This is a genomic window from Duganella sp. 1411 (assembly GCF_017833525.1).
Taxonomy (GTDB): Bacteria; Pseudomonadota; Gammaproteobacteria; order Burkholderiales; family Burkholderiaceae_D; genus Rugamonas.
Genome location: NZ_JAFICD010000007.1, coordinates 59,318 through 79,754, shown reverse-complemented (window position 1 = coordinate 79,754; position 20,437 = coordinate 59,318). Strand labels below are relative to the sequence as shown.

The 20,437-nt window shown below is 63.0% G+C and carries 17 protein-coding genes; 4 read left to right on the top strand and 13 right to left on the bottom strand.

Annotated elements, in window-relative coordinates:
- Window positions 1–142: 142 nt before the first annotated feature.
- Window positions 143–1,075, top strand: a complete 933-nt coding sequence (cysK, locus tag JOD97_RS27180) for a cysteine synthase A (protein ID WP_209725504.1) — start codon at window positions 143–145, stop codon at window positions 1,073–1,075.
- Here cysK and JOD97_RS27175 read toward each other — a convergent pair.
- From JOD97_RS27175 to JOD97_RS27155, 5 genes are all read right to left on the bottom strand, one after another.
- Complete coding sequence (locus JOD97_RS27175) at window positions 1,072–2,115, bottom strand: cation diffusion facilitator family transporter (protein ID WP_209725501.1); 1,044 nt, start codon at window positions 2,113–2,115, stop codon at window positions 1,072–1,074. The genes cysK and JOD97_RS27175 overlap by 4 nt on opposite strands.
- A complete protein-coding gene (locus JOD97_RS27170; RefSeq protein WP_209725499.1) occupies window positions 2,112–2,438 on the bottom strand; it encodes a helix-turn-helix transcriptional regulator in 327 nt (108 codons plus the stop codon). The genes JOD97_RS27175 and JOD97_RS27170 overlap by 4 nt, the downstream gene beginning before the upstream one ends.
- An 81-nt stretch (window positions 2,439–2,519) precedes the next feature.
- On the bottom strand, window positions 2,520–3,095 hold the full coding sequence (locus tag JOD97_RS27165; RefSeq protein WP_209725497.1) for a hypothetical protein: 576 nt from the start codon (window positions 3,093–3,095) through the stop codon (window positions 2,520–2,522).
- Window positions 3,096–3,101: 6 nt separating this feature from the next.
- Entirely contained in the window at window positions 3,102–3,854 is a 753-nt protein-coding gene (locus JOD97_RS27160; protein ID WP_209725495.1) for a hypothetical protein, read from the bottom strand.
- Window positions 3,855–3,977: 123 nt separating this feature from the next.
- Complete coding sequence (locus JOD97_RS27155; RefSeq protein ID WP_209725493.1) at window positions 3,978–4,487, bottom strand: CinA family protein; 510 nt, start codon at window positions 4,485–4,487, stop codon at window positions 3,978–3,980.
- Between the two features lie 279 nt (window positions 4,488–4,766).
- Between JOD97_RS27155 and JOD97_RS27150 the strand changes: the two genes are divergently transcribed.
- Window positions 4,767–7,373 carry an EAL domain-containing protein gene (locus JOD97_RS27150; RefSeq protein WP_209725491.1) on the top strand — a complete coding sequence of 869 codons (2,607 nt, stop codon included), beginning with the start codon at window positions 4,767–4,769 and terminating at the stop codon, window positions 7,371–7,373.
- On the opposite strand, the gene thiL is transcribed toward JOD97_RS27150, so the two are convergent.
- From thiL to tssF, 8 genes are all read right to left on the bottom strand, one after another.
- Entirely contained in the window at window positions 7,358–8,326 is a 969-nt protein-coding gene (gene thiL / locus JOD97_RS27145) for a thiamine-phosphate kinase (protein WP_209725489.1), read from the bottom strand. The genes JOD97_RS27150 and thiL overlap by 16 nt on opposite strands.
- Before the next feature lie 77 nt (window positions 8,327–8,403).
- The gene (locus JOD97_RS27140; protein ID WP_209725487.1) at window positions 8,404–8,667 is read right to left on the bottom strand and encodes a hypothetical protein; all 264 of its coding nucleotides are present in this window, start codon (window positions 8,665–8,667) and stop codon (window positions 8,404–8,406) included.
- 642 nt (window positions 8,668–9,309) lie between these two features.
- Window positions 9,310–9,651, bottom strand: a complete 342-nt coding sequence (locus JOD97_RS27135; protein WP_209725485.1) for a hypothetical protein — start codon at window positions 9,649–9,651, stop codon at window positions 9,310–9,312.
- 329 nt (window positions 9,652–9,980) lie between these two features.
- Window positions 9,981–10,223: an Imm74 family immunity protein gene (locus JOD97_RS27130; RefSeq protein ID WP_209725484.1), complete on the bottom strand. Its 243-nt coding sequence runs from the start codon at window positions 10,221–10,223 to the stop codon at window positions 9,981–9,983.
- A complete protein-coding gene (locus JOD97_RS27125) occupies window positions 10,220–11,338 on the bottom strand; it encodes a DUF2169 domain-containing protein (protein ID WP_209725482.1) in 1,119 nt (372 codons plus the stop codon). Before JOD97_RS27125 ends, JOD97_RS27130 begins: the two co-directional genes overlap by 4 nt.
- A 7-nt stretch (window positions 11,339–11,345) precedes the next feature.
- The gene (locus tag JOD97_RS27120) at window positions 11,346–13,511 is read right to left on the bottom strand and encodes a type VI secretion system Vgr family protein (RefSeq protein ID WP_229264765.1); all 2,166 of its coding nucleotides are present in this window, start codon (window positions 13,509–13,511) and stop codon (window positions 11,346–11,348) included.
- 91 nt (window positions 13,512–13,602) lie between these two features.
- Window positions 13,603–14,640: a type VI secretion system baseplate subunit TssG gene (gene tssG / locus JOD97_RS27115; protein ID WP_209725480.1), complete on the bottom strand. Its 1,038-nt coding sequence runs from the start codon at window positions 14,638–14,640 to the stop codon at window positions 13,603–13,605.
- On the bottom strand, window positions 14,604–16,451 hold the full coding sequence (tssF, locus tag JOD97_RS27110; protein WP_209725478.1) for a type VI secretion system baseplate subunit TssF: 1,848 nt from the start codon (window positions 16,449–16,451) through the stop codon (window positions 14,604–14,606). The genes tssG and tssF overlap by 37 nt, the downstream gene beginning before the upstream one ends.
- A gap of 355 nt (window positions 16,452–16,806) precedes the next feature.
- Between tssF and JOD97_RS27105 the strand changes: the two genes are divergently transcribed.
- Together JOD97_RS27105 and gmd are read left to right on the top strand one after the other, a co-directional pair.
- Window positions 16,807–19,125, top strand: coding sequence for an NADP-dependent malic enzyme (locus JOD97_RS27105; protein ID WP_209725476.1), 2,319 nt, complete (start codon window positions 16,807–16,809; stop codon window positions 19,123–19,125).
- Between the two features lie 263 nt (window positions 19,126–19,388).
- The gene (gene gmd, locus JOD97_RS27100; protein ID WP_209725475.1) at window positions 19,389–20,432 is read left to right on the top strand and encodes a GDP-mannose 4,6-dehydratase; all 1,044 of its coding nucleotides are present in this window, start codon (window positions 19,389–19,391) and stop codon (window positions 20,430–20,432) included.
- Window positions 20,433–20,437 lie beyond the last annotated feature (5 nt).

Below are 20,437 nucleotides of genomic sequence, written 5' to 3'. Positions count from 1 at the left end.
CCATCGATGAGCCGCCGACGGCGCATGCACGGCGGATTACGCTTCGCTAATCCGCCCTACGTGATTTAGAATTTGCTGGGAAGACGTTATTCGCGCGCGGGAGGAGTAGACTGGCTATTCCCCATCGCGCGGAGGTTTTTCCATGAAAATTGCCAACGACGTTACTGAACTGATCGGCCGCACCCCGCTGGTACGGCTGCATCGATTGACCAAGGGCCTGAACGCCGAAGTGCTGGTCAAGCTGGAATACTGCAACCCGGCCCACAGCGTGAAAGACCGCATCGGCCTGTCCATGATCGAAGCGGCCGAGGCGGCCGGCCAAATCCATCCCGACACCATCATCCTCGAACCGACCAGCGGCAACACCGGCATTGCGCTGGCGATGGTGTGCGCCGCGCGCGGCTACCGCTGCACCCTGGTCATGCCCGACACCATGAGCCGCGAGCGCCGCATGCTGCTGCGCGCGTACGGCGCCGAGTTGATCCTCACGCCCGGCGCCGAAGGCATGCTGGGCGCGATCCGCCGCGCCGAGGAACTGGCCGACGGCGACCGCCGCTACTTGATTCCGCAGCAATTCAACAACCCCGCCAATCCCGACGTGCACCGCCGCACCACGGCCGAGGAAATCTGGAACGACACCGACGGCCGCGCCGACATCCTGGTGGCCGGCGTCGGCACCGGCGGCACCATCACCGGCGTGGGCGAGGTGATCAAGGCGCGCAAGCCGGAGTTCCGCTGCATCGCGGTCGAGCCGGAGGCATCGCCGGTGCTGGCCAAAGGCGTCAAGGGGCCGCACCCGCTGCAGGGCATCGGCGCCGGCTTCGTGCCGGCCGTGCTCAACACCCGGGTGTACGACGAGATCATCGGCGTGGGCAACGACGACGCCTTCGAGACCGCGCGCCAGGCGGCCAGCCAGGAGGGGCTGCTGGTGGGCATATCGTCCGGCGCGGCGCTGTGGGCCGCGCTGCAGGTGGCGCGCCGGCCGGAAAGCGCCGGCAAGATGATCGTGACGATCATCCCATCGTTCGGCGAGCGCTATCTGAGCACGGCGCTATACGCCAAGTTCGCCGATTAGTGCGCCGGCTCCTGTAGGCAACACTCGTGCACGGTGGTGCCGAGCCGCACCTGCAGCGTGCTGTGCTGGATGGAAAAATCCTCGCGCAGCTGCCGGGTGATGTCGTCGACCGCCACGTCGCCGGGATAACCGGCCGGCGTCACCAGTTGCGCGGTGAGGGCGGTCTCGGTGGTGCTCATCGCCCAGATGTGCAGGTCGTGCACCTCGGTCACGCCGGGACGATCGCGCAGGAATTGCTCGATGCCGGCGCGGTCCACGTTGTCCGGCACGGCGGCCAGCATCAGGCGCAGCGACTGCTTCAGCAGCGACCAGGTGCTGTAGACGATGATGGCGACGATCACCATGCTGACGGCCGGATCGATCCAGTTCCAGCCCGAATAGCGGACGATCACGCCGGCCACCAGCACGCCCAGCGAGATGGCGGCGTCGGCCGCCATGTGCAGATAGGCGCCACGGATATTGATGTCGTCCTTGCTGCCGGACATGAATAACCACGCCGAGAAGCCGTTGATCAAAATACCGATGCCGGCCACCACCGACACCGTCATGCCGGCCACCGGTTCCGGACGCATCAGCTGTTGCACCGCCTCGAAGGCGATGCCGCCGCAGGCCACCATCAGCAACATGGCGTTGAACAGCGCCGCCAGCATCGAGGTACTGCGCAGGCCGTAGGTGTAGCGCTGGCTCGGCAGCCGCTTGGCCAGGATGGCCGCGCCCCAGGCCAGCATCAGGCCCAGCACGTCGGACAGGTTGTGGCCGGCGTCGGCCATCAGCGCGGTGGAGTTGGCCAGGAAACCGTAGAAGAATTCGACCGCGACGAAGGCCGTGTTGAGCACGATGGCGATGGCGAACGCCCGGCCCATCGTGTTGGGATCGCCGTGGTGGTGATGGTGGCCGTGGGCGTGGTCGTGCCCATGGTCGTGGCCGTGGCCTTTCGCCGCCGGCTTGGCGCTGCCGTGGCCGCCGGCCTTATGATCGTGATCGTGTCCATGATCGTGGTCGTGGTGGTCGTGGCCGTGATGATCGTCGTGCTTGCTCATGCTTCGTTCCCGTTGGCAGGTTCGGCGATATGTTCCAGCATATCGTTCAGGACGTCGCTGATATGCGCATCGGCGGCGGAGTAGAAAACTTGCTTGCCTTGCCGCTCGGACTTAACGATGCGCGCCGCGCGCAGCAAGCGCAAGTGGTGGCTCACTAAGGAGCTGCTCAGTTCAAGCGAGGTGGCGATGTCGCTGACGGCGATCGGCGCCGCCACGCAGGCGAGCACGATGCGCAAGCGGGTCGGATCGCCCAACAGGTGGAACAGGTCGGCCAGTTGCGCGATGGCCGGATCGACGCCGGTATAGTCGTGTTGACAGCTCATGTATTTTGTATAACTCGTCATGTGAACAGGTATTCACATGTTAGCACGAAAACCCACTGCGATGGCGCCAGCGGGGCGACGCTATTTCTGCAACTCGGCCTGCAACTGGTTGCGCGTCTTCGGGTCCAGCTTCTCGATGGCCTTGCTCAGCTTTTCGGCGTTGCGCAGCGCCAGCGTTTGCTCCGGCGTCAGCGCCTTGGCTTGTTCGATGACGGGCGCCGGCGCCGGTTTCGACAACAGCGCCTGTGCGCCCACCACGACCAGCGCGCTGACGATGGCGATGCCGGCCGCCGCCGCCAGCAGCCGCGACTCGCGCGGGGTGATCGCCATCGACTGCGTGGCGATCGGCCGCACCGGACCGGGCGGCGTCGGCACGTAGCCGGGCACCGGGGCTGGCGCCGGCCGGCCGGCGTCGCGGCCCATTGGCTCGTTGGTCGCGTCCAGCACCGCCGCCGACGATGTCGCCGGCAAGCCGCCGGCCAGCCGCGCGTGTTGCGTCAGCTCGCGCGAGGCGGCGTCGATGGCGGCGATGTGGCGCTCGACCGCTTCCTCCAGCACCGCCTCGTTGAGCGCCACCAGCGCGAAGATCGGGTCGTCGATATCGATCTTGACGCCGGTTTTTTCAAAGACCAGGGTGCGCAGCTTTTGCTGATCCATGGCCGCTTACCACTCGACCTTGTCGAGCTGCTCGAACAGGTCGCGGAACACCACCTTGATGCGCTGCTTTTCCATGACGTTGAACTTGTCGCTCTCGCGCACCTCGTTGGCGGTCAGGCGCGCCGTGTTCATCTTCTTGATGTCGGCGCCGAAAGTGTCGGCGTTGCGCGCCGACAGCACGATGCGCCCGCGCACGCGCGACGCATTGTCGGCGTAGGTTTGCGACTCGGTGAACTGTTTGCCGGACGCCGATTGCAGCAGGCCGAAATGCTCGTTTTCCCACAGCACCAGCGGCACCTTGGTCGCCTTGGCGGTCGAGACGAAGCCCATCGCCGTGTCGTGCAGCGTGTCGCCGCCGCCGACGATGGTGTGGATGTAGACCTTGCGGCCCGATTCCTCGAGCAGCGCGAAGCAATCGTTTTCAAGCAGATAGCCCATCAGCGGGGAGAAGGTGTTGGCGCCGTTGTCGATGACGCAGTTGCCTTCCTCCTCGAGGATGTCGATCATCAGCGCGTCGAAGCGCTTGGGGTCGATGGTGCGGCTGTCGGTCATCACCGGCACATGCTTGACGTCCATCGCCTTGTAGCGCGAAAACGTCGCGTTCTCCTGGTCGGTGTCGTAGCAGCGCAGCGGCTGGCGCTGCTCTTCCATGTCGCCGGCCGCGTCCTTGCTGGCAAGCCACTGCGCGAGAATGGTCGACACCAGTGTCTTGCCGATGCCGCCTTTACCCTGGAGTATAAAATGTACCGTGTTTTGCATCGAAATCACCCCTGAATCTGCTGGAAATAGGCGCGCCACCGCGCGCGAACGCATCGAGAGTAATTGTTTTGTGGCGGGAAGGCAACCACCACCGCTGTGGTGGCGCCGTCGCGGGGAGGGACGTTAGTCGATGAAGCGCAGCAAGCCTTGCAGCGCGTGGATCACGGTCTGCTCGCGCACCGCCTTGCGGTCGCCGCTGAACACCAGGCGCTCGGTGTGCACGGTGTCGGCGTTGGCCCAGCCGAAGCACACGGTGCCGACCGGCTTGCCCGGCACGGCGCCGGTCGGGCCGGCGATGCCGGTGGTCGACAGCGCCAGATGGGCGTTGCTCGAGCCGAGCGCGCCGGTGGCCATGGCCGCCGCCACCTCCTCGGACACGCTGCCCATCTGCGCGATCAGCGCGGCCGACACGTCCAGCAGCTCGGTCTTGGAGGCGTTGGAATAGGCGATGAAGCCGCAATCGAACCACGCGGTCGAGCCGGCGATCTCGGTGATCGCCTGGGCCACGCCGCCGCCGGTGCACGACTCGGCGGTGGCCAGGATCAGGCCCTTGGCCTGCAAGGCTTTGCCGACCTGCGCGGCCAGGTTGAGAATGGTGTCGGTGTTGTTGTCGGTTTTCAGTTCATTACTCATGAAACTCTCCTTGAAGCGGCGTCCGTCGGGGGTGGTGCCACTGTACCACGCAGATCACAATCGTTGCCAGCGATGCACCGGTGATTGGCAGCAAGCTCAACTTTGCATAAAAACATTAGACCGGCGATTTGAACTTGCGTACACTCAATAGTACTGCGTGGCGTGCCGCCCAAAAATCGCGGAACGCCCCCCAGTCCGGCGAGCCAATGTAGCTTGCTGGAAGAAAGCGGACTGATCCGGCCAGGACGCCGGTTCGATAGCCCACCGGAGGCGTATCCCATGATCAGCCAGACCGATATATTTCATGCGCGCATTTTGATTGTCGACGATCAGCCCGTCAACGTGGAGTTGCTGGAGTTTCTGCTCAAGTCGACCGGCTACAAGGCCGTCAGCGCCACCACCGACCCGCGCGTGGTGGCCGACTGGCATCGCCGCCAGCGCTTCGACCTCATCATCCTCGACCTGCAGATGCCCGGCATGGACGGCTTCGAGGTGATGGACGCGCTGCGCCCGCTTGAGGCGGATGCCTGGCTGCCGGTGCTGGTGGTGACGGCGCAGCCGGACCATAAACTGAAGGCGCTCGAATACGGCGCGCGCGACTTCCTGTCCAAGCCGATCGACCCGGTCGAGGTGCTCACGCGCATCCGCAACATGCTCGAGGTGCGCCTGTTGCACCGCGAGGCGCGCAGCTACAACGTGCGCCTGGAGCAGACGGTGCGCGACCGCACCGTCGAGCTTCAGCGCTTCCGCAGCGCCATGGACGCCACCGCCGATGCCATCTTCCTGCTCGACGCGGCCAGCGCCGAACTGGTCGACGTCAACGAAGGCGCCTGCCGCATGCTCGGCTACCCGCGCGACGAGATGCTGGGCCAGACCGCCAGCCGGCTCGGCCTGGGCACGCAGGCGCTGCTGCGCGCGCAGGCGCACCGGCTCGACGACTACGCCGCCGCCATCGGCCAGCCGCGCACGCCGGAACTGGCCGAGATCGAACTGATGCGGCGCGACCTGGTCGCCGTGCCGGTGGAGATCTACTGGCAGCTGCTCAAGCGTCCCGGCCAGGCCGCCGTGCTGCTGGGCGTGGCGCGCGACATCAGCGAGCGGCGCCACTCGGAGGAGCTGCTGCAGCACATGGCGCATTACGACACGCTCACCGGCCTGCCCAACCGCACCTTGTTCTTCCAGACGCTGGCCGACGCCATCGCGCTGGCGCAGGAAAAATCGTGGCGCATCGTGGTGCTGTTCATCGCGCTCGACCGCTTCAAGAACATCAACGACTCGCTGGGCGCGGCGCTCGGCGACGAATTGCTGCGCCAGTTCAGCAACCGGCTGGTGCAATGCGTGCGCCTGCGCGACACGGTCGGGCGCGTGGGCGGCGACGAATTCGCGCTGATCCTGTCGATGCCGCGCGACCAGCAGGACGCCGTCCACACGGCCAACGAGGTGCGCGAGGCGCTGCGCCAGCCGTTCGATCTGGACGGCCATCCGGCGGTGCTCAGCGCCAGCATCGGCATCGCCATGTACCCGGACGACGCCACCGATCCCGAAACGCTGCTCAAGTACGCCGACACGGCGATGGAGCGCGCCAAGCAGGCCGGCCGCGACGGTTACCGCTTCTTCACCGCCGGCATGAACGTGCAGGTGCTCGCGCGGCTGGACATGGAGCTGGCGCTGCGGCGCGCGCTCGACAACGACGAACTGCTGCTGTACTACCAGCCCAAGGTCAACCTGCACACCGGCGCCATCGCCGGCGCCGAGGCGCTGCTGCGCTGGCAGCGGCCCGGCTTCGGCCTGGTGTTCCCGTCCGAGTTCGTGCCGGTGCTGGAGGACACGGGGCTGATCGTGCGCGTCGGCGCCTGGATCATCGACGCCGCCTGCAAGCAGATCGGCGCCTGGCTGCGCGGCGGCGTCGGCCCGGTGCGGGTGGCCGTCAACGTCGCCAGCCGCCAGTTCATCGAAGGCGACCTGGAACAGGTGGTGCGTTCGGCGCTGGTGCGCCACGAGGTGCCGCCGGAGCTGCTGGAACTGGAGCTGACCGAGACCGCGCTGATGTCCAACGCCGAGCGCACGATCATGGTGCTGACCAACCTGAAGGCGATCGGCATCAAGGTCGCGATCGACGACTTCGGCACCGGCTATTCGTCGCTGGCGTATCTGCAGCGCTTCCCGATCGACAAGCTAAAGATCGACATCGCCTTCGTGCGCGAGATCACCACCAACCCGAACGACGCGGCCATCGCCACGGCCATCATCAGCATGGCGCACAGCCTCAAGCTGCGGGTGATCGCCGAGGGCGTCGAAACGCGCGCGCAGCTCGAATACCTGCGGCGCAGCCGCTGCGACGAAATCCAGGGATATTTTTTCAGCCGCCCGGTGGCGCCGGTGGACATGGCGGTGCTGGTCGAATCGGGTCGCTGCCTGCCGGTCGATCCGTCGGCGCCGAACCAGCCGGCGCAAACGCTGCTCATCGTCGACGACAACCCGGATATTCTATGGTCGCTCGACCAGCTGTTCCAGCGCGACGCCTACCAGATCCTGACGGCGGGATCGGCCACCGAGGCGTTCGAGCTGCTGGCGCTGCACCCGGTGCAGGTGATCCTGTGCGACCAGCGCCTGCCGGGCATGAACGGCACCGAGTTCCTCGGCCAGGTCAAGGACATGTACCCGGAGACGATCCGCATCATCCTGTCCGGCTACATGGGGCTCGACGCGGTGCTCGACTCGGTCAACCGCGGCGCCATCTACCGCTTCTACACCAAGCCGTGGGACGACACCCAGCTGCGCGACAACATCCGGCTGGCGTTCCACCACTACTGGCTGATGCACGGCAGCGGGCGCAGGGTCGGCCAGCCGGACGAGGACGTGACGGCGCTTCAGGACGTGAAGTGATCGAAGCTGGCTAGTTGCAGGTCGAGCGGCTGCCCGGCGGCGTCCACCAGGCGCAGGCCCGGCGCGGCCTCGATGCTGCCGACGCGCGTGACCGGCGTGGCCACGCTGCCGGCGGCCGCGATGATGGCCGCGCGCGCCGAGACGGGCGCGGTGAAGCACAACTCGTAATCGTCGCCGCCGGCGGCGGTGAAGGCGCGGCGCAGCTCCGGCGCCCGGGTGGCTAGTGCCTCGCCGGGCGGCAGCGCGTCCACATTCAAGGTGGCGCCGACGTTCGACATCGCCAGGATGTGACCGAGATCGCCGACCAGGCCATCGGAGATATCGACGGCGGCGTGGGCCAGGCCTTGTTCGGCCAGCACCGCGCCCAGTTCCACGCGCGGCACCGGCGTGTGCATGCGCACGGCGGCCGTGTGCAGCGCCGCCGCGTCCAGGGTTTGTTCCAGACGGTAGCCGGCCAGCGCCAGGCGCGCATCGCCCAGGGTGCCGGAGACCCAGATATCGTCGCCGGCCCGGGCCGCGTTGCGGCGCAAAGCCTGGCCGGGACGCAGCTCGCCGAACACGGTGATGCAGATGGTCAGCGGCCCCTTGGTCGTATCGCCGCCTATCAGCTCGATGTTGAAGGCGTCGGCCAGCGCGAACAGGCCTTGCGAAAAGCCGGCCAGCCAGGCGCGGTCGGCGATCGGCATCGCCAGCGCCAGGGTGAAGCCGACCGGACGCGCGCCCATCGCCGCCAGGTCGGACAGGTTGACGGCCAGGCTTTTATGGCCGAGGCGATAGGCATCCTCGCCGGCGAAGAAGTGGCGGCCCTCGACCAGCATGTCGGACGAAATGGCCGTCTGCATGCCGGGTGTGGGGGTGAGCAGGGCGCAGTCGTCGCCGATGCCGAGCGTGGCCCGGCCCGGATGCTGGGGGCGCTGGAAGTATTCTTTGATGAGGTCGAATTCGGAGATCATGGCCTATTGTACCCAGCCATGCGATCAACGGCGGAAAAATGCGACACCGAGGTGGTCAGGCAACTTAAACAAGACCACTAGGCAAGCACGGTCTGGACGCCACCTGATTCCGCAATAAATTCACTGGCGGCACTTTTCAGGTCAACTATAGCGACTCGACCGATATCAACTGAGTTTTTTTCATTTTCATCCAAGGGCCAATGAGACTCAACGAGGCTCCGGTATCGAATGAGTTCAGACCAAAAAGCGGGAAAAAGGGGATCTCTGTCAATCGCCATAAGGTCTTTTGTGTCGCTGATAACTTGATCAATTTTATTGATTGCGAGCGCTTGAATTTTCATTTTTGATTACTCTGAAATCATGGAAAAGCTTTTGCTACCGCAGGGGGAGATCAGTTGTATCACTCCCAGCCATGCGATCAATGGCAGAAAAATGGGACACCGGGGTGGCCAGGCAAACTTACCCAAGGGCCATCAAAGCAAGCACCCGTCTAAATCACGTAGGGCGGATTAGCGCAGCGTAATCCGCCAAGCTCCGTTGACGGCTCAAACTGCATAGGTGGTTATCGAAAAGCTTCGCAAAAACAACCAAGACAGGACCGTGTCATGAAACTCTCTTCCACAGACCTTTAAATGGAGGGTCGGGTTCTACTAACCGCCAAACAGTGCCGCAACGCGTGCACCGGTACCATTTTTCAGGCAGCCCGACGTTCGCGTAGGGTGTTGTGACGGTAGTGGCTACAAATTCCAGATTATTTAATAAAGACGAAGAGAAATTGTCGAATTCTGTCCAATCTGAAAATGTTTCGCTCTTACGAATCGTTGTGCAGTGGCATTCGTTATTTAATTGGGTGTTCATTGCCTGGCCTTCCTCCAAGTTTCGATGCCGGTTTTGTCCGCAGTTAAAAGTTGAATTTCCCCACTTTCCTACACGCTATCTGTGATGCGACCTTTTCGATGCGGATTGAAATTGCTTTCGGCACCTCAATTAAATAGAAAGCCTTGCAATTTTAAGAAATTCAGCACTCGATTTCTTTTCCCTTCTGGACTCAAGCTGTTCCATAAATCATGTTTTACTAAAGGGACTTCGATATCCACGAACACTGGTGGGTCGGCCATCTGCCATGACACAGGTTCAGCGGCATTGCAGTTTTCACAGTAAGGCCATAAATTCATTTCGAACGGCTTACCATCAGTATCGGGATCACATGCAACTGGTCCAAAAACAATTTGCAAAAGGTCGCTCGATTCAAACTTGACGTCGGGAAAAAATTCTTTGATTATTTCGCTCACTTCGTGATAGACATCGTCTTCCAGCGCATTCAAGTACCGAATTCCCGAACTATTTCTTTTTCTCAAGAGAAATTCGCCATAGGAATATTCAAGCACCTCAGGTGCCGTGATCTTGCAATCTAGGGGGTAGACGTATTCGTATAGAACTAGCTTCATAAGAAACATGATTTGCAATTTAAATTTCAATCACATGAACGTCACGGTTATTTTTAGTTTTCGCGGATTAATATGCCTGCAGGACCTTTTCACGCGATATCCACGTGGATGTTGATAATTGCATGCATAGCCTCGACACTTTAGGTAGGGATCTTCCTAACGATAGTCTTGTTATTCTTCTTAAAATAAGCCATAAAATTTCACCCTTACTCAATCTCTAAAGAGTGGCCTCCTTTTTTGAATTCGTCTTGTATATCATGGAGGATTTCATCAATTTCGCCTTGAGTGAGTTCCAAGTCTTGATGAGGGAAGTCCCAATGTTTGAGATTTTTTATGTCTATTGCGAATCCCATCTTATCGTTCGGTGGGAAGAACATTTCGCCTGGGACGTGCACGGTTTTTCCATATAGAGAAACCTTAATATTGCCACGATTGACTTCCAGTATCATAATTTTCTCCTATTGAAAATTTCCGTTTCGGCCCTTGTGACAGGGGGCAGCACCAGCGAGAGGAACTGATGACCACGGGCATTTCTAACCATGTGCAATGTATGCGGTGGACAAAGGTTGATCAGGTCGACCACGTCGCCGCCGGTCAAAAAAATGGTTTGCTGATCCGGCGGCGCGGCGTTCCAGAAGCCAAAATCAAATCCCAGCGGCAAAGGCGCGCTTGAATTCATGTACGCACTGTCAAGCTCGCCGATCAGACTTCGCCGACCCGGATGAAGCTTGCTGCGAATCCCGAAGCCGGCCGCATCGAGCTTGGTCGCATTTCTGTTCCCGGATTTTTGCGTCCGCCAGAATTGTTTTTCCGTGAACTTCGCGCTTGGATCTTCGATGCGGGGTGCCGGAACGCGCGCGCGGCGAGTCGCCTTCAAATACCAATCCGTCGCAAACCCGATACCTGCGGCATTCGCGTCGAACACGACGTGCGCGACGGGTGGCTTTTTATCAGCGCCCCGCGCGTCCGGATGCGCCGCCAACTGTTCCTTGCTCAGCCGATACTTCTCCGGCACGCGCCTGGCCGCCCGCTCATCTTGCTCCACCCGGCATTCACCGCCATACGAATACTCGGCGCGCAAGGGCAGGGAAGTGAACAAGGCCGGAGAAGTCAGCTTCCATGGATTCGGGCGAACCAGCGATAGCGTTCCCCATTTGACGCACCACTGAATCAGCCGCGCCAGCGCAAAGCGCTTGCGAAAGAGCCGCTCACCGGATATCAGCAGTGTCTTTTCGATGAGCTGTTTTCCATCCCGGGTCACGATCAATCCAACCGGGAATTTCGGCACGGCCTTGCCGGATGGCGAATACGCGGTGGCGTTGACGATCACATCGCACATGGGCTTGTACGGGCAATACTCCGACTCTTGCCGCGGACTTCCCGCTTGGTCCTTCCCGAAGTATTCATCCTCGTCGCACAGTGGTTGCTGCTTGTCTGCATACTCCAGTTTCCCGCTGGAGAAATCGAATGTTTGCCGCAGGACGAACACGTGAAATTGCTGCTCGTACTGATCGATCGCCTCGAACGCCTGCGCGGGAAAAGGGGTAGGGTTGACGGCCTCCATCGCGGCCCTAGTTGATATCCACGTCTTTACCGTTGATATTGACCGGGCCGGAGGCGCTGATGGCGATGCTGGTCCCGGTGATCGTGACCGCGCCGCTGGCCGTCATTTTGAAACTGGCGCTGCCCACCGTGATTTCAAACGAATCGCCGGCATTGATCGAAAAGCTTTTGCCCACGTTCGTGCTCAGGTTCAGGCCCACGTTGTCGAACTGGGCGCCGCCCACCGAGGTGACCATGCCGGCGCCGACGGTGACCGCGTACGCGCCACCGATCGTCAGCGCCTTGGCGACCGTGATCGTCTCCTCCTTGTTCAGCCCGACGCGCTCGGTCTTGGTCATGCCGATAACGACGGTCTCGTCCTGTCCGACTTTTTCGGTGCGGTTGCCGCCGATGTCGATGTGCTCGTCCTGATCGACGCGCTCGGTGCGGCAATTGTGCACGGTGATTTTTTCATCGTTGCCCACCGTCTCGGTGCGGTCGTGCTTGATCTCCACGGTCTCGTCGCGGTCGACGGTCTTGCGGCGGTCGTTGCCGACCGAGTGCGATTCGTCGTGCTCGACCTCGATGCGTTGATCCTTTTCCGCGTGCAGCCACAGCTCCTCGGCCCCTTTCCTGTCCTCGAAGCGCAGCGCGTTGGCGTTGGCCGCCTTGCCGCCGATGCTGGAGCGCGTGACGATGCCGCTCTGCGTTTTGTTGGCCGGCAGTTCCCACGGCGGCATGTTGGCGGCGTTGTAGACGCTGCCGATGATCAACGGCCGGTCGCAGTTCCCGTCCAGGAATTGCACCACCACTTCCTGGCCGATGCGCGGCACGCTGATGTGGCCGAAACCCGATCCGGCCGCGCTCGTCATCACGCGGACCCAGGGCGAGCTTTTGTCGTCCGCTTTGCCTTGCCGGTCCCAGTGGAACTGCACCCGCACCCGTCCGTATTGATCGGTGTGGATCTCCTCGCCCTTGGGGCCGACCACGGTCGCCGTCTGCACGCCGTAGATGCGGGTGTCGCGGCTCTGCGCACCCAGTTGGGGCCGCCACCGTATGCTCTTCCTCAGGCACGTGAAGAAATTGCCGTACTGGGAGACGCTGTCCTGGCCGTCGTGGTAGTTGTTGCTGGCCTCGTGATGCGCCGACACGATCAGATATTCGCGCCCGGCCTTGTCGCCGGCGGGCTGGCCGTCGACGGCGCCGCCGCTGAAGTGGCCGCTCATCGTGAAAGACCGCCCGGCCTGGACGTTGCGCTCGTTGCTTTCGGCGGCGAAGTCCAGGCCGCCGGAATCGACCACCTCCATGCGCTGCGCCGCCAGTTGTTCGCCGGCGTCGTCGTCCTTGAAGCCGTAGGCGCCGGTGTCCTGGTAGACCTCGTACGCCTCGACCGCGCCCTGTTGATTGCCGGACGGCCGCTCGGTGCGGTCGCTGCGGGCGTTCTTGAAGTTGTAGCTGTTGAGCGAGATCTTGCCGGACGAGATCTGCCGGATCGGCCGCCAATGTCTGATGCCGTCGTCCTCCTGCGAGCCGCCCTGGCTTTGATAGGCGATCTCGCCGCCGCCGGCGATCGGCTGCGCCAGCGTGCTGTCGTCGCCGATGCACAGCGTGTGGCCGTCGGCGCGGTGCTCGTACCAATAGTGCGCGCCGGCCGCCTCCAGGCGCCGGTGCAGGTGGTTGTGGTCGGTTTCGTTGTACTGGACGGCCAGCGTCATCGACGGCGTTTCATCCACCAGATGGTATTTATAATCGCGCTGCAGATAGTTCTGGAATATCAGGTCGCACAGCTCGGTCAGCGTGACGTTCTGAAACACCCTGCAGTCCCCCCGGAGCCGCAAAAACGCCAGCCAGGGTCTGAGCACCATGTGGTAGAACGCGAAGCCGCCATCGGTCTTGTCGAAGCCGAAGGCGAAAACGTAGCCGTTGAAATAGCGCAGCGTGCCGTCGTCGCGCACCAGGGAAAGCGTCACCATTTTTCCCATCACGTCCTTGAGCGGGATCAGCGCGTCGTCCGACAGGACTTCGACCTCGACAGTGAAGTCCGACGATAGCGCCTCGTCCGCGACCAGCGCGTTGGCCAGCATGACGGCCGCCGGGCCGTCGCCGTTGGGAAAATCCAGACGCAGCAGCCTCTGGCCTTGGGGATCGCCGGCGAGTGCCGGGATGAGGGCGGTAACCCCCTGAAGCAGATTCATGATGTCTGTTCCTTGGATATCAAAGGATGGGGCGATTCCCAACTTTAGCGACCTGGTCCCAGCCCGCCTTGCGTCGGATCAGATGCCTCTTTCAGATCAGGTAGCGGGTGTCAAAGCGGTCCCGTTCGGCCGGGCCGGTGGCCAGGAAGGCGTCGATCCCGAGCCGGGCGCCGTCCGACCCCGACAAGGTGATGCCCTGGACGTCGGCCGCGCGCAACACCAGCTGCACCTCGTAGCGCAAGGTCGGCGTCTCGAACATCGCCAGCATGTTTTTCAGCGCGGCGGCGCCGGCGCTGTCTTTCAGGAAATCGTCGTAGCGCCGCTTGTCCAGCGGGCCGATCCGTATCACGACCACCAGGTCGCGCCGCCACATGCTGGCGCCGAGGACCGCGCCCGCGCTCAGCAGGCAGTTCCGGGTGCCCAGCGCGCTTTGCAGGTGTGGTTCCAGCGCGTGCCAGCGGCCGGCGTGGGGCACGACCCGGATCGGCACCCTGAAATAGTCGTTGAGCACGTTTTCCACCATTGCCGCCGACACCGGGCGGTGCGCGAACGCCGCCGCGTAGTGGGCGGCGACGCGGTCGGGCACCGGCTGCGTCTGGCCGCCGCCCAGCGACAGCAGCAACGACTTCAGCCGGTCCGGCGCGCCCGGCAGCTCCGGCCGGTGCTTGCGCCAGGCCTGATAAAACAAGGCCACCATGCGGTGGGAGAAGATGTCCAGAAACTCGGCCGCGCCGTCATGCTTTTCGACCAGTTGATGAGAATTGATGCGCTCGCCATAGTGGTTGGGCAGCACGCCATGATTGCCAAGAAATCCGATGAAGGTCGGCGTGATGGCGATGCAGCCAAGGCGGCCCTGGTCCAGCGCGGCGATCAATTCCTGCTCGGTGGCGCGCTTGCGCGAGCCGGTGTCGCCGCGCAGGTGCAAGGCCTCGATCTCGCTGGCGGGAAAACGCTCGCTGGTGCTGTTGCGAAACCGCAGGAAATCGGTCAGCGCGGTCCCGGCGTCCAGGCCGCGCTCGGCCAGCAGGCGTTCCAGCAACAGCACCGCCTGGAAAAACTCGAACCGGTGGGGGTGGTCCAGCAGTTGCTGTATTAGTCCAGCAGGTTGGTGCCGCTTCGTGGTTGACATCGCAACAGTTCCTCCCCCGTCTTGTTGGACACCACCACCAGCTGGCTGAATACATTGATTTGGCAATACAGGCCGAAGAAGTGGTCCAGCGTCTGCGCGAACACATGCACGCCGCCGCCGACGAAGGCGTCCTCGTCGACGGTCACGCCGATCTCCAGCCCGGGCATCAGTGCGCCGCTGGGCTCGCCGGGTATCCAGGCCATGGTGGTGCGGTAGCGCAGCGCCGTCACCCCCTGTATCTGGCGCTGGACGCTGGCGCTGCGCGGCAGGTTGTAGAGCGTGAGCATTTCCCGGAATTCATCGAGTCCGACGTCGCTCAAGGACCGGTGGTTGAGCGTCAGGTGCGATATCAAACGCCAATGGCCGCCGTTGGCGGCGTCGAACCGGTAGGGCCGCGAAGGCTTGCGCAGCAGCCGGATCGGCGTGCGGGTGAATTGCCCGTCCAACATCAGATCGCCCTCGGCCTGGCCGATGCGCAACATCGTGGGCAGATCGCGATTGCTGCAAAGCAGCTCGACCGACAGCGTCTGCGTCTTGCCGCTTGCCGCCAGCGGGACCAGTTCGGTGTTGACCAGGCTGATGCGCATTTCGTGTCCGGGGCTGAGCTCGGCCGTCAGCGGGTCGCGCCGCAGCACCCAGTAGTGGCCCGGCGGCTGCGGGTGTTCGCCGTGATGCATGCTGTAGAACGGCCTGATCTGCTCAATGCCTTCCGGTCGGGAAACGTCGGTGATCAGCCGCGCCGACTCGATGCCGTGGATCTCGTACGCTTCGGGCTTGGCGGTATCGGCCAGCAGGGCGTAATCGGTGGTGGTGTGCCGCACGTCCACCGGGGCGCCGGGGCGGTGGAACAGGTTGACCACCGGCGCGCAATTCAACAGCAGATGCTGGTCCGATAATTTGGCCAATATCTGCGCCAGGTGGCCGCCATGCGGGATATCTTTCAGCGCCAGATGCAAGGTCAGGCGCCGGCATGTTGCCGGCATCAGCGCCGCGATCTCGTCCCAGGCCAGATCGAAGAAGTTGAATTTTTCCGGGAAGGCGAAGTACTCCGTCAACAGCCGGTAGGCCGGGTGCGACCTGGCGCTGAAGGGGAGCAGCGCGTCGCGCTGCGCAAAGCCCGCGGCCCCGACCAGTTGCCGCCGCAATGGCAGCCAGGGCGCGCCGTCGAACGACACATAGGCCGATTGCAGGCGGGTGAACAAGGTGTCGCGCAAGGCCGCGCCCAACGATGGCTCGGCGTCGATGAACAGCCGCAGCCGGCCGAGGGCGATCTCCGGCAGCGCCGCCCGGCCGGCGCCTTCGAAGCTCAGCTCCATGCTGGAGGTGACTTCGCCGTCCAGGCGGATCGACGCGGGCGCGTTGACGATGGGGTGGTACCTGGCGGCGGCCAGCGTTACCGGCGCCACCTCGATGTCGGCTGTCGTGCGGAACCGGCATTTGACGCCGCGCACCGGGGCCGATTTCAACTCCGTGCCGCGCGGCAGCAAGGTGGTGATGTCCGGCTGGTCCGAGGCGGCCGAGCGAAAATCGAGATGCATGATCGAGCAGGACGGAAAGCTGCGCAGATAATGCGGATAGAGCATTTCCAGCAGCGATTCGGTGAACAGCGGATAGTCGTCGTCGAGCCGCTTGGAGATGCGCGCGGCGAGCAGGGCCGAGGCCTGGATCAGCCGTTCGACGTGCGGGTCCTTGCAGGTGTCGCCGCTCATCAGCAGGTTGCCGGCGATGCCGGGATACTGTTCCGCAAAGCCCCGGCACAGGCGCCGCAACAGCGCCAGCTCCGTTTCGTAGTGCGGCAACAGGTCCTTCATGGATAACCTCCAGCGTCTCGTGACTGCCATGCTGACACCGAAGCGGGGACGGATTATTGACGACGAGCAAGAGATTGGCCGAGGGTAATTTCATGCCCGTGTCGCAATATTGCTAATTGCAATCACGATGGTAAAACCCATAGTCAAAATGGATTGAGCCGGAAAACCGATTATTTTGAAGCTATTGATAGCCTAAAGCCGCTAAAAACGGCAAAAATTCGGTCATTTGCTGTCGGGCATCATAAAAAATGCCCATAACCGTTATCATCGTTGGTGAAAATACCTACTTAAATGAAAGAATTGGTCTGATAAAATCGTAGGCTTTCCGACCGCACAAACAGGAAGGCAGCACAGCATGGATTCGTCATCTGAGAAAAAAGAGGAAATTCGTCAACAATTGCGCGTCGCCGCGCTCGAGTACCACGAGTTCCCGACACCAGGCAAAATCAGCGTTACGCCGACCAAGCAACTGACCAACCAGCGCGATCTGGCGCTTGCCTACTCCCCGGGCGTGGCCGCCCCGTGCGAAGAAATCGTCATCGACCCGGCCGCCGCCTATAAATACACGGCGCGCGGCAACCTGGTGGCCGTCATCACCAACGGCACCGCCGTGCTGGGCCTGGGCAACATCGGTCCGCTGGCCGCCAAGCCGGTGATGGAAGGCAAGGGCGTGCTGTTCAAGAAATTCGCCGGCATCGACGTCTTCGACATCGAGATCAACGAATCGGACCCGGACAAGCTGGTCGACATCATCGCCTCGCTCGAGCCGACCTTCGGCGGCGTCAACCTGGAAGACATCAAGGCGCCCGAGTGCTTCTACATCGAGCGCCAGCTGCGCGAGCGCATGAAGATTCCGGTCTTCCACGACGACCAGCACGGCACCGCCATCATCGTCGGCGCGGCCATCATGAACGGCATCCAGTACGTCGGCAAGGACATCAAGCACTGCAAGCTGGTCGTGTCCGGCGCCGGCGCCGCCGCGCTGGCCTGCCTGGACCTGATCGTCGACCTCGGCTTCCCGCTGGAAAACATCTACGTCACCGACCTGGCCGGCGTGGTCTACAAGGGCCGCACCGAGCTGATGGACCCGGACAAGGAACGCTTCGCGCGCGACACCTCGGCCCGCACCCTGGCCGAAGTGATCCCCGACGCCGACATCTTCCTCGGCCTGTCGGCCGGCGGCGTGCTGAAACAGGACATGGTCAAGTCGATGGCGTCGAACCCGCTGATCCTGGCGCTGGCCAATCCGAATCCGGAGATCCTGCCCGACGACGTCAAGGCCGTGCGCGGCGACGCCATCATCTGCACCGGCCGCTCGGACTATCCGAACCAGGTCAACAACGTGCTGTGCTTCCCGTACATCTTCCGCGGCGCCCTCGATTGCGGCGCCACCACCATCACGCGCGAGATGGAGATCGCCGTGGTGCACGCGATCGCCGAGCTGGCGCACGCCGAGCAGTCCGACATCGTCGCCACCACCTACGGCTTCACCAACCTGTCGTTCGGCCCCGAGTACCTGATCCCGATGCCGTTCGATCCGCGCCTCTTGATCAAGATCGCCCCGGCCGTGGCCAAGGCGGCCGAGGAATCGGGCGTCGCCACCCGTCCGATCAAGGACCTGCAAGCGTACGCCGACAGCCTGCAGCAATTCGTCTACCGCAGCGGCACCTTCATGAAGCCGCTGTTCCAGGTGGCCAAGAAGACCGCCATCGAACTCAAACGCATCGTCTACGCCGAGGGCGAGGAGGAGCGCGTGCTGCGCGCGGTGCAGGTCATCGTCGACGAGAAGCTGGCGCGCCCGATCCTGGTCGGCCGTCCGGCCGTGCTGGACACGCGCATCGCCAAGTTCGGCCTGCGCCTGAAGCAGGGCGTCGATTTCGACGTCATCAACCCGGACCACGACGACCGTTACCGCGACTACTGGCAGACCTACTACGACATGACCAGCCGCAAGGGCGTGACGCAGGAATACGCCAAGCTGGAAATGCGCCGCCGCCACACGCTGATCGGCGCCATGATGATCAAGAAGGGCGACGCCGACGGCATGATCTGCGGCACCTTCGGCACCACCCAGCTGCACCTGCACTACATCGACCAGGTGCTGGGCCGGCGCGAGGGCGCCTGCGTCTACGCGGCGATGAACGTGTTGATCATGCCGGAGCGTCAGATCGTCATGGTCGACACCCACGTCAACGAGAACCCGACGGCCAACGAGCTGGCGGCCATCACCGTCATGGCGGCCGAGGAAATGCGCCGCTTCGGCCTGTCGCCGCGCGCCGCGCTGCTGTCGCATTCGAACTTCGGCTCGTCCAACAGCGAGTCGGCGCAGAAGATGCGCGCCGCGCTGGCGCTGGTCAAGAAGCTCGATCCGACCCTGGAAGTGGACGGCGAGATGCACGGCGACACCGCGCTCGACTCCAAGCTGCGCCACGCGATCATGCCCGAGTCGACCCTGACCGGCGACGCCAACCTGCTGGTGGCGCCGAACATGGACTCGGCCAACATCGCCTACAACCTGGTCAAGACGGCGGCCGGCAACGGCATCGCGGTCGGTCCGATCCTGCTCGGCTGCGCCCAGGCGGTGCATATCCTGACGCCGTCGGCCACCGTGCGCCGCATCGTCAACATGACCGCGCTGTGCGTGGTCGACGCGGTGGCCCAGCGCAAGGCCTAGGCGCGTTTGCGGCACCGCGACCGGCGTGGCTCCCTCGGGACCGCGCCGGTTTTTTTTTACTCGCGCGAACCCGCACGGCCACGCGGGGTCGGACCCGGCGGGTCCCCTAAGCGGAGGAGCGGGGGCCGAGGCGAGGGGATGGGGTTTGACGTGCTGTAACAGGATGTAATTTTTGTAATGGATGGGCCGCGCCGGCCCGTGCGCCAAGACGACCCTGTTACAATACCGGACAATTTTTATCTCACAATTTGTAGCCACACACCATGACGAAAACAAAAAAAGCCCTGATTACGGGCATCACCGGGCAAGACGGCGCCTATCTGGCGGAACTGCTCTTGGAAAAGGGTTATGAGGTTACCGGCACATATCGCCGCACCAGCTCGGTTAATTTCTGGCGCATCGAGGAACTGGGCATCCAGTCGCATCCGAACCTGAACCTGGTCGAGTACGACCTGACCGACCTGGCGTCGAGCATCCGCCTGATGCAGACCGTGCAGCCGGACGAGGTGTACAACCTGGCCGCGCAAAGCTTCGTCGGCGTCTCCTTCGACCAGCCGCTGACCACCGCCGAGATCACCGGCGTCGGCCCGGTCCACCTGCTCGAGGCGATCCGCATCGTCAATCCGAAGATCCGCTTCTACCAGGCGTCGACCTCGGAAATGTTCGGCAAGGTGCAGGCCGTGCCGCAAAAGGAAGACACCCCGTTCTATCCGCGCAGCCCGTACGGCGTGGCCAAGTTGTACGCGCACTGGATGACGGTCAACTACCGCGAATCGTACGGCATCTTCGGCTCGTCGGGCATCCTGTTCAACCACGAGTCGCCGCTGCGCGGCCGTGAATTCGTCACCCGCAAGATCACCGACTCGGTGGCCAAGATCCATCTGGGCCTGCTCGAGGTGCTGGAGCTGGGTAATATGGACGCCAAGCGCGACTGGGGCTACGCCAAGGAATATGTCGAAGGCATGTGGCGCATCCTGCAGGCCGACGAGCCGGACACCTATGTGCTGGCCACCAACCGCACCGAGACCGTGCGCGACTTCGTCAGCATGGCCTTCAAGGCGATCGACGTCGCCATCGAATGGAGCGGCGCGGCCGACAACGAGATCGGCACCTGCAAGAAGACCGGCAAGGTGCTGGTGCGCGTCAACCCTAAATTCTACCGCCCGGCCGAAGTCGAGCTGCTGATCGGCGACCCGGCCAAGGCCACCGAAAAATTGGGCTGGAAGCCGAAGACCACGCTCGAAGAGCTGTGCCAGATGATGGTCGACGCCGACCTGCGCCGCAACAAAGCCGGCTTCTCCTTCTAAGGTGA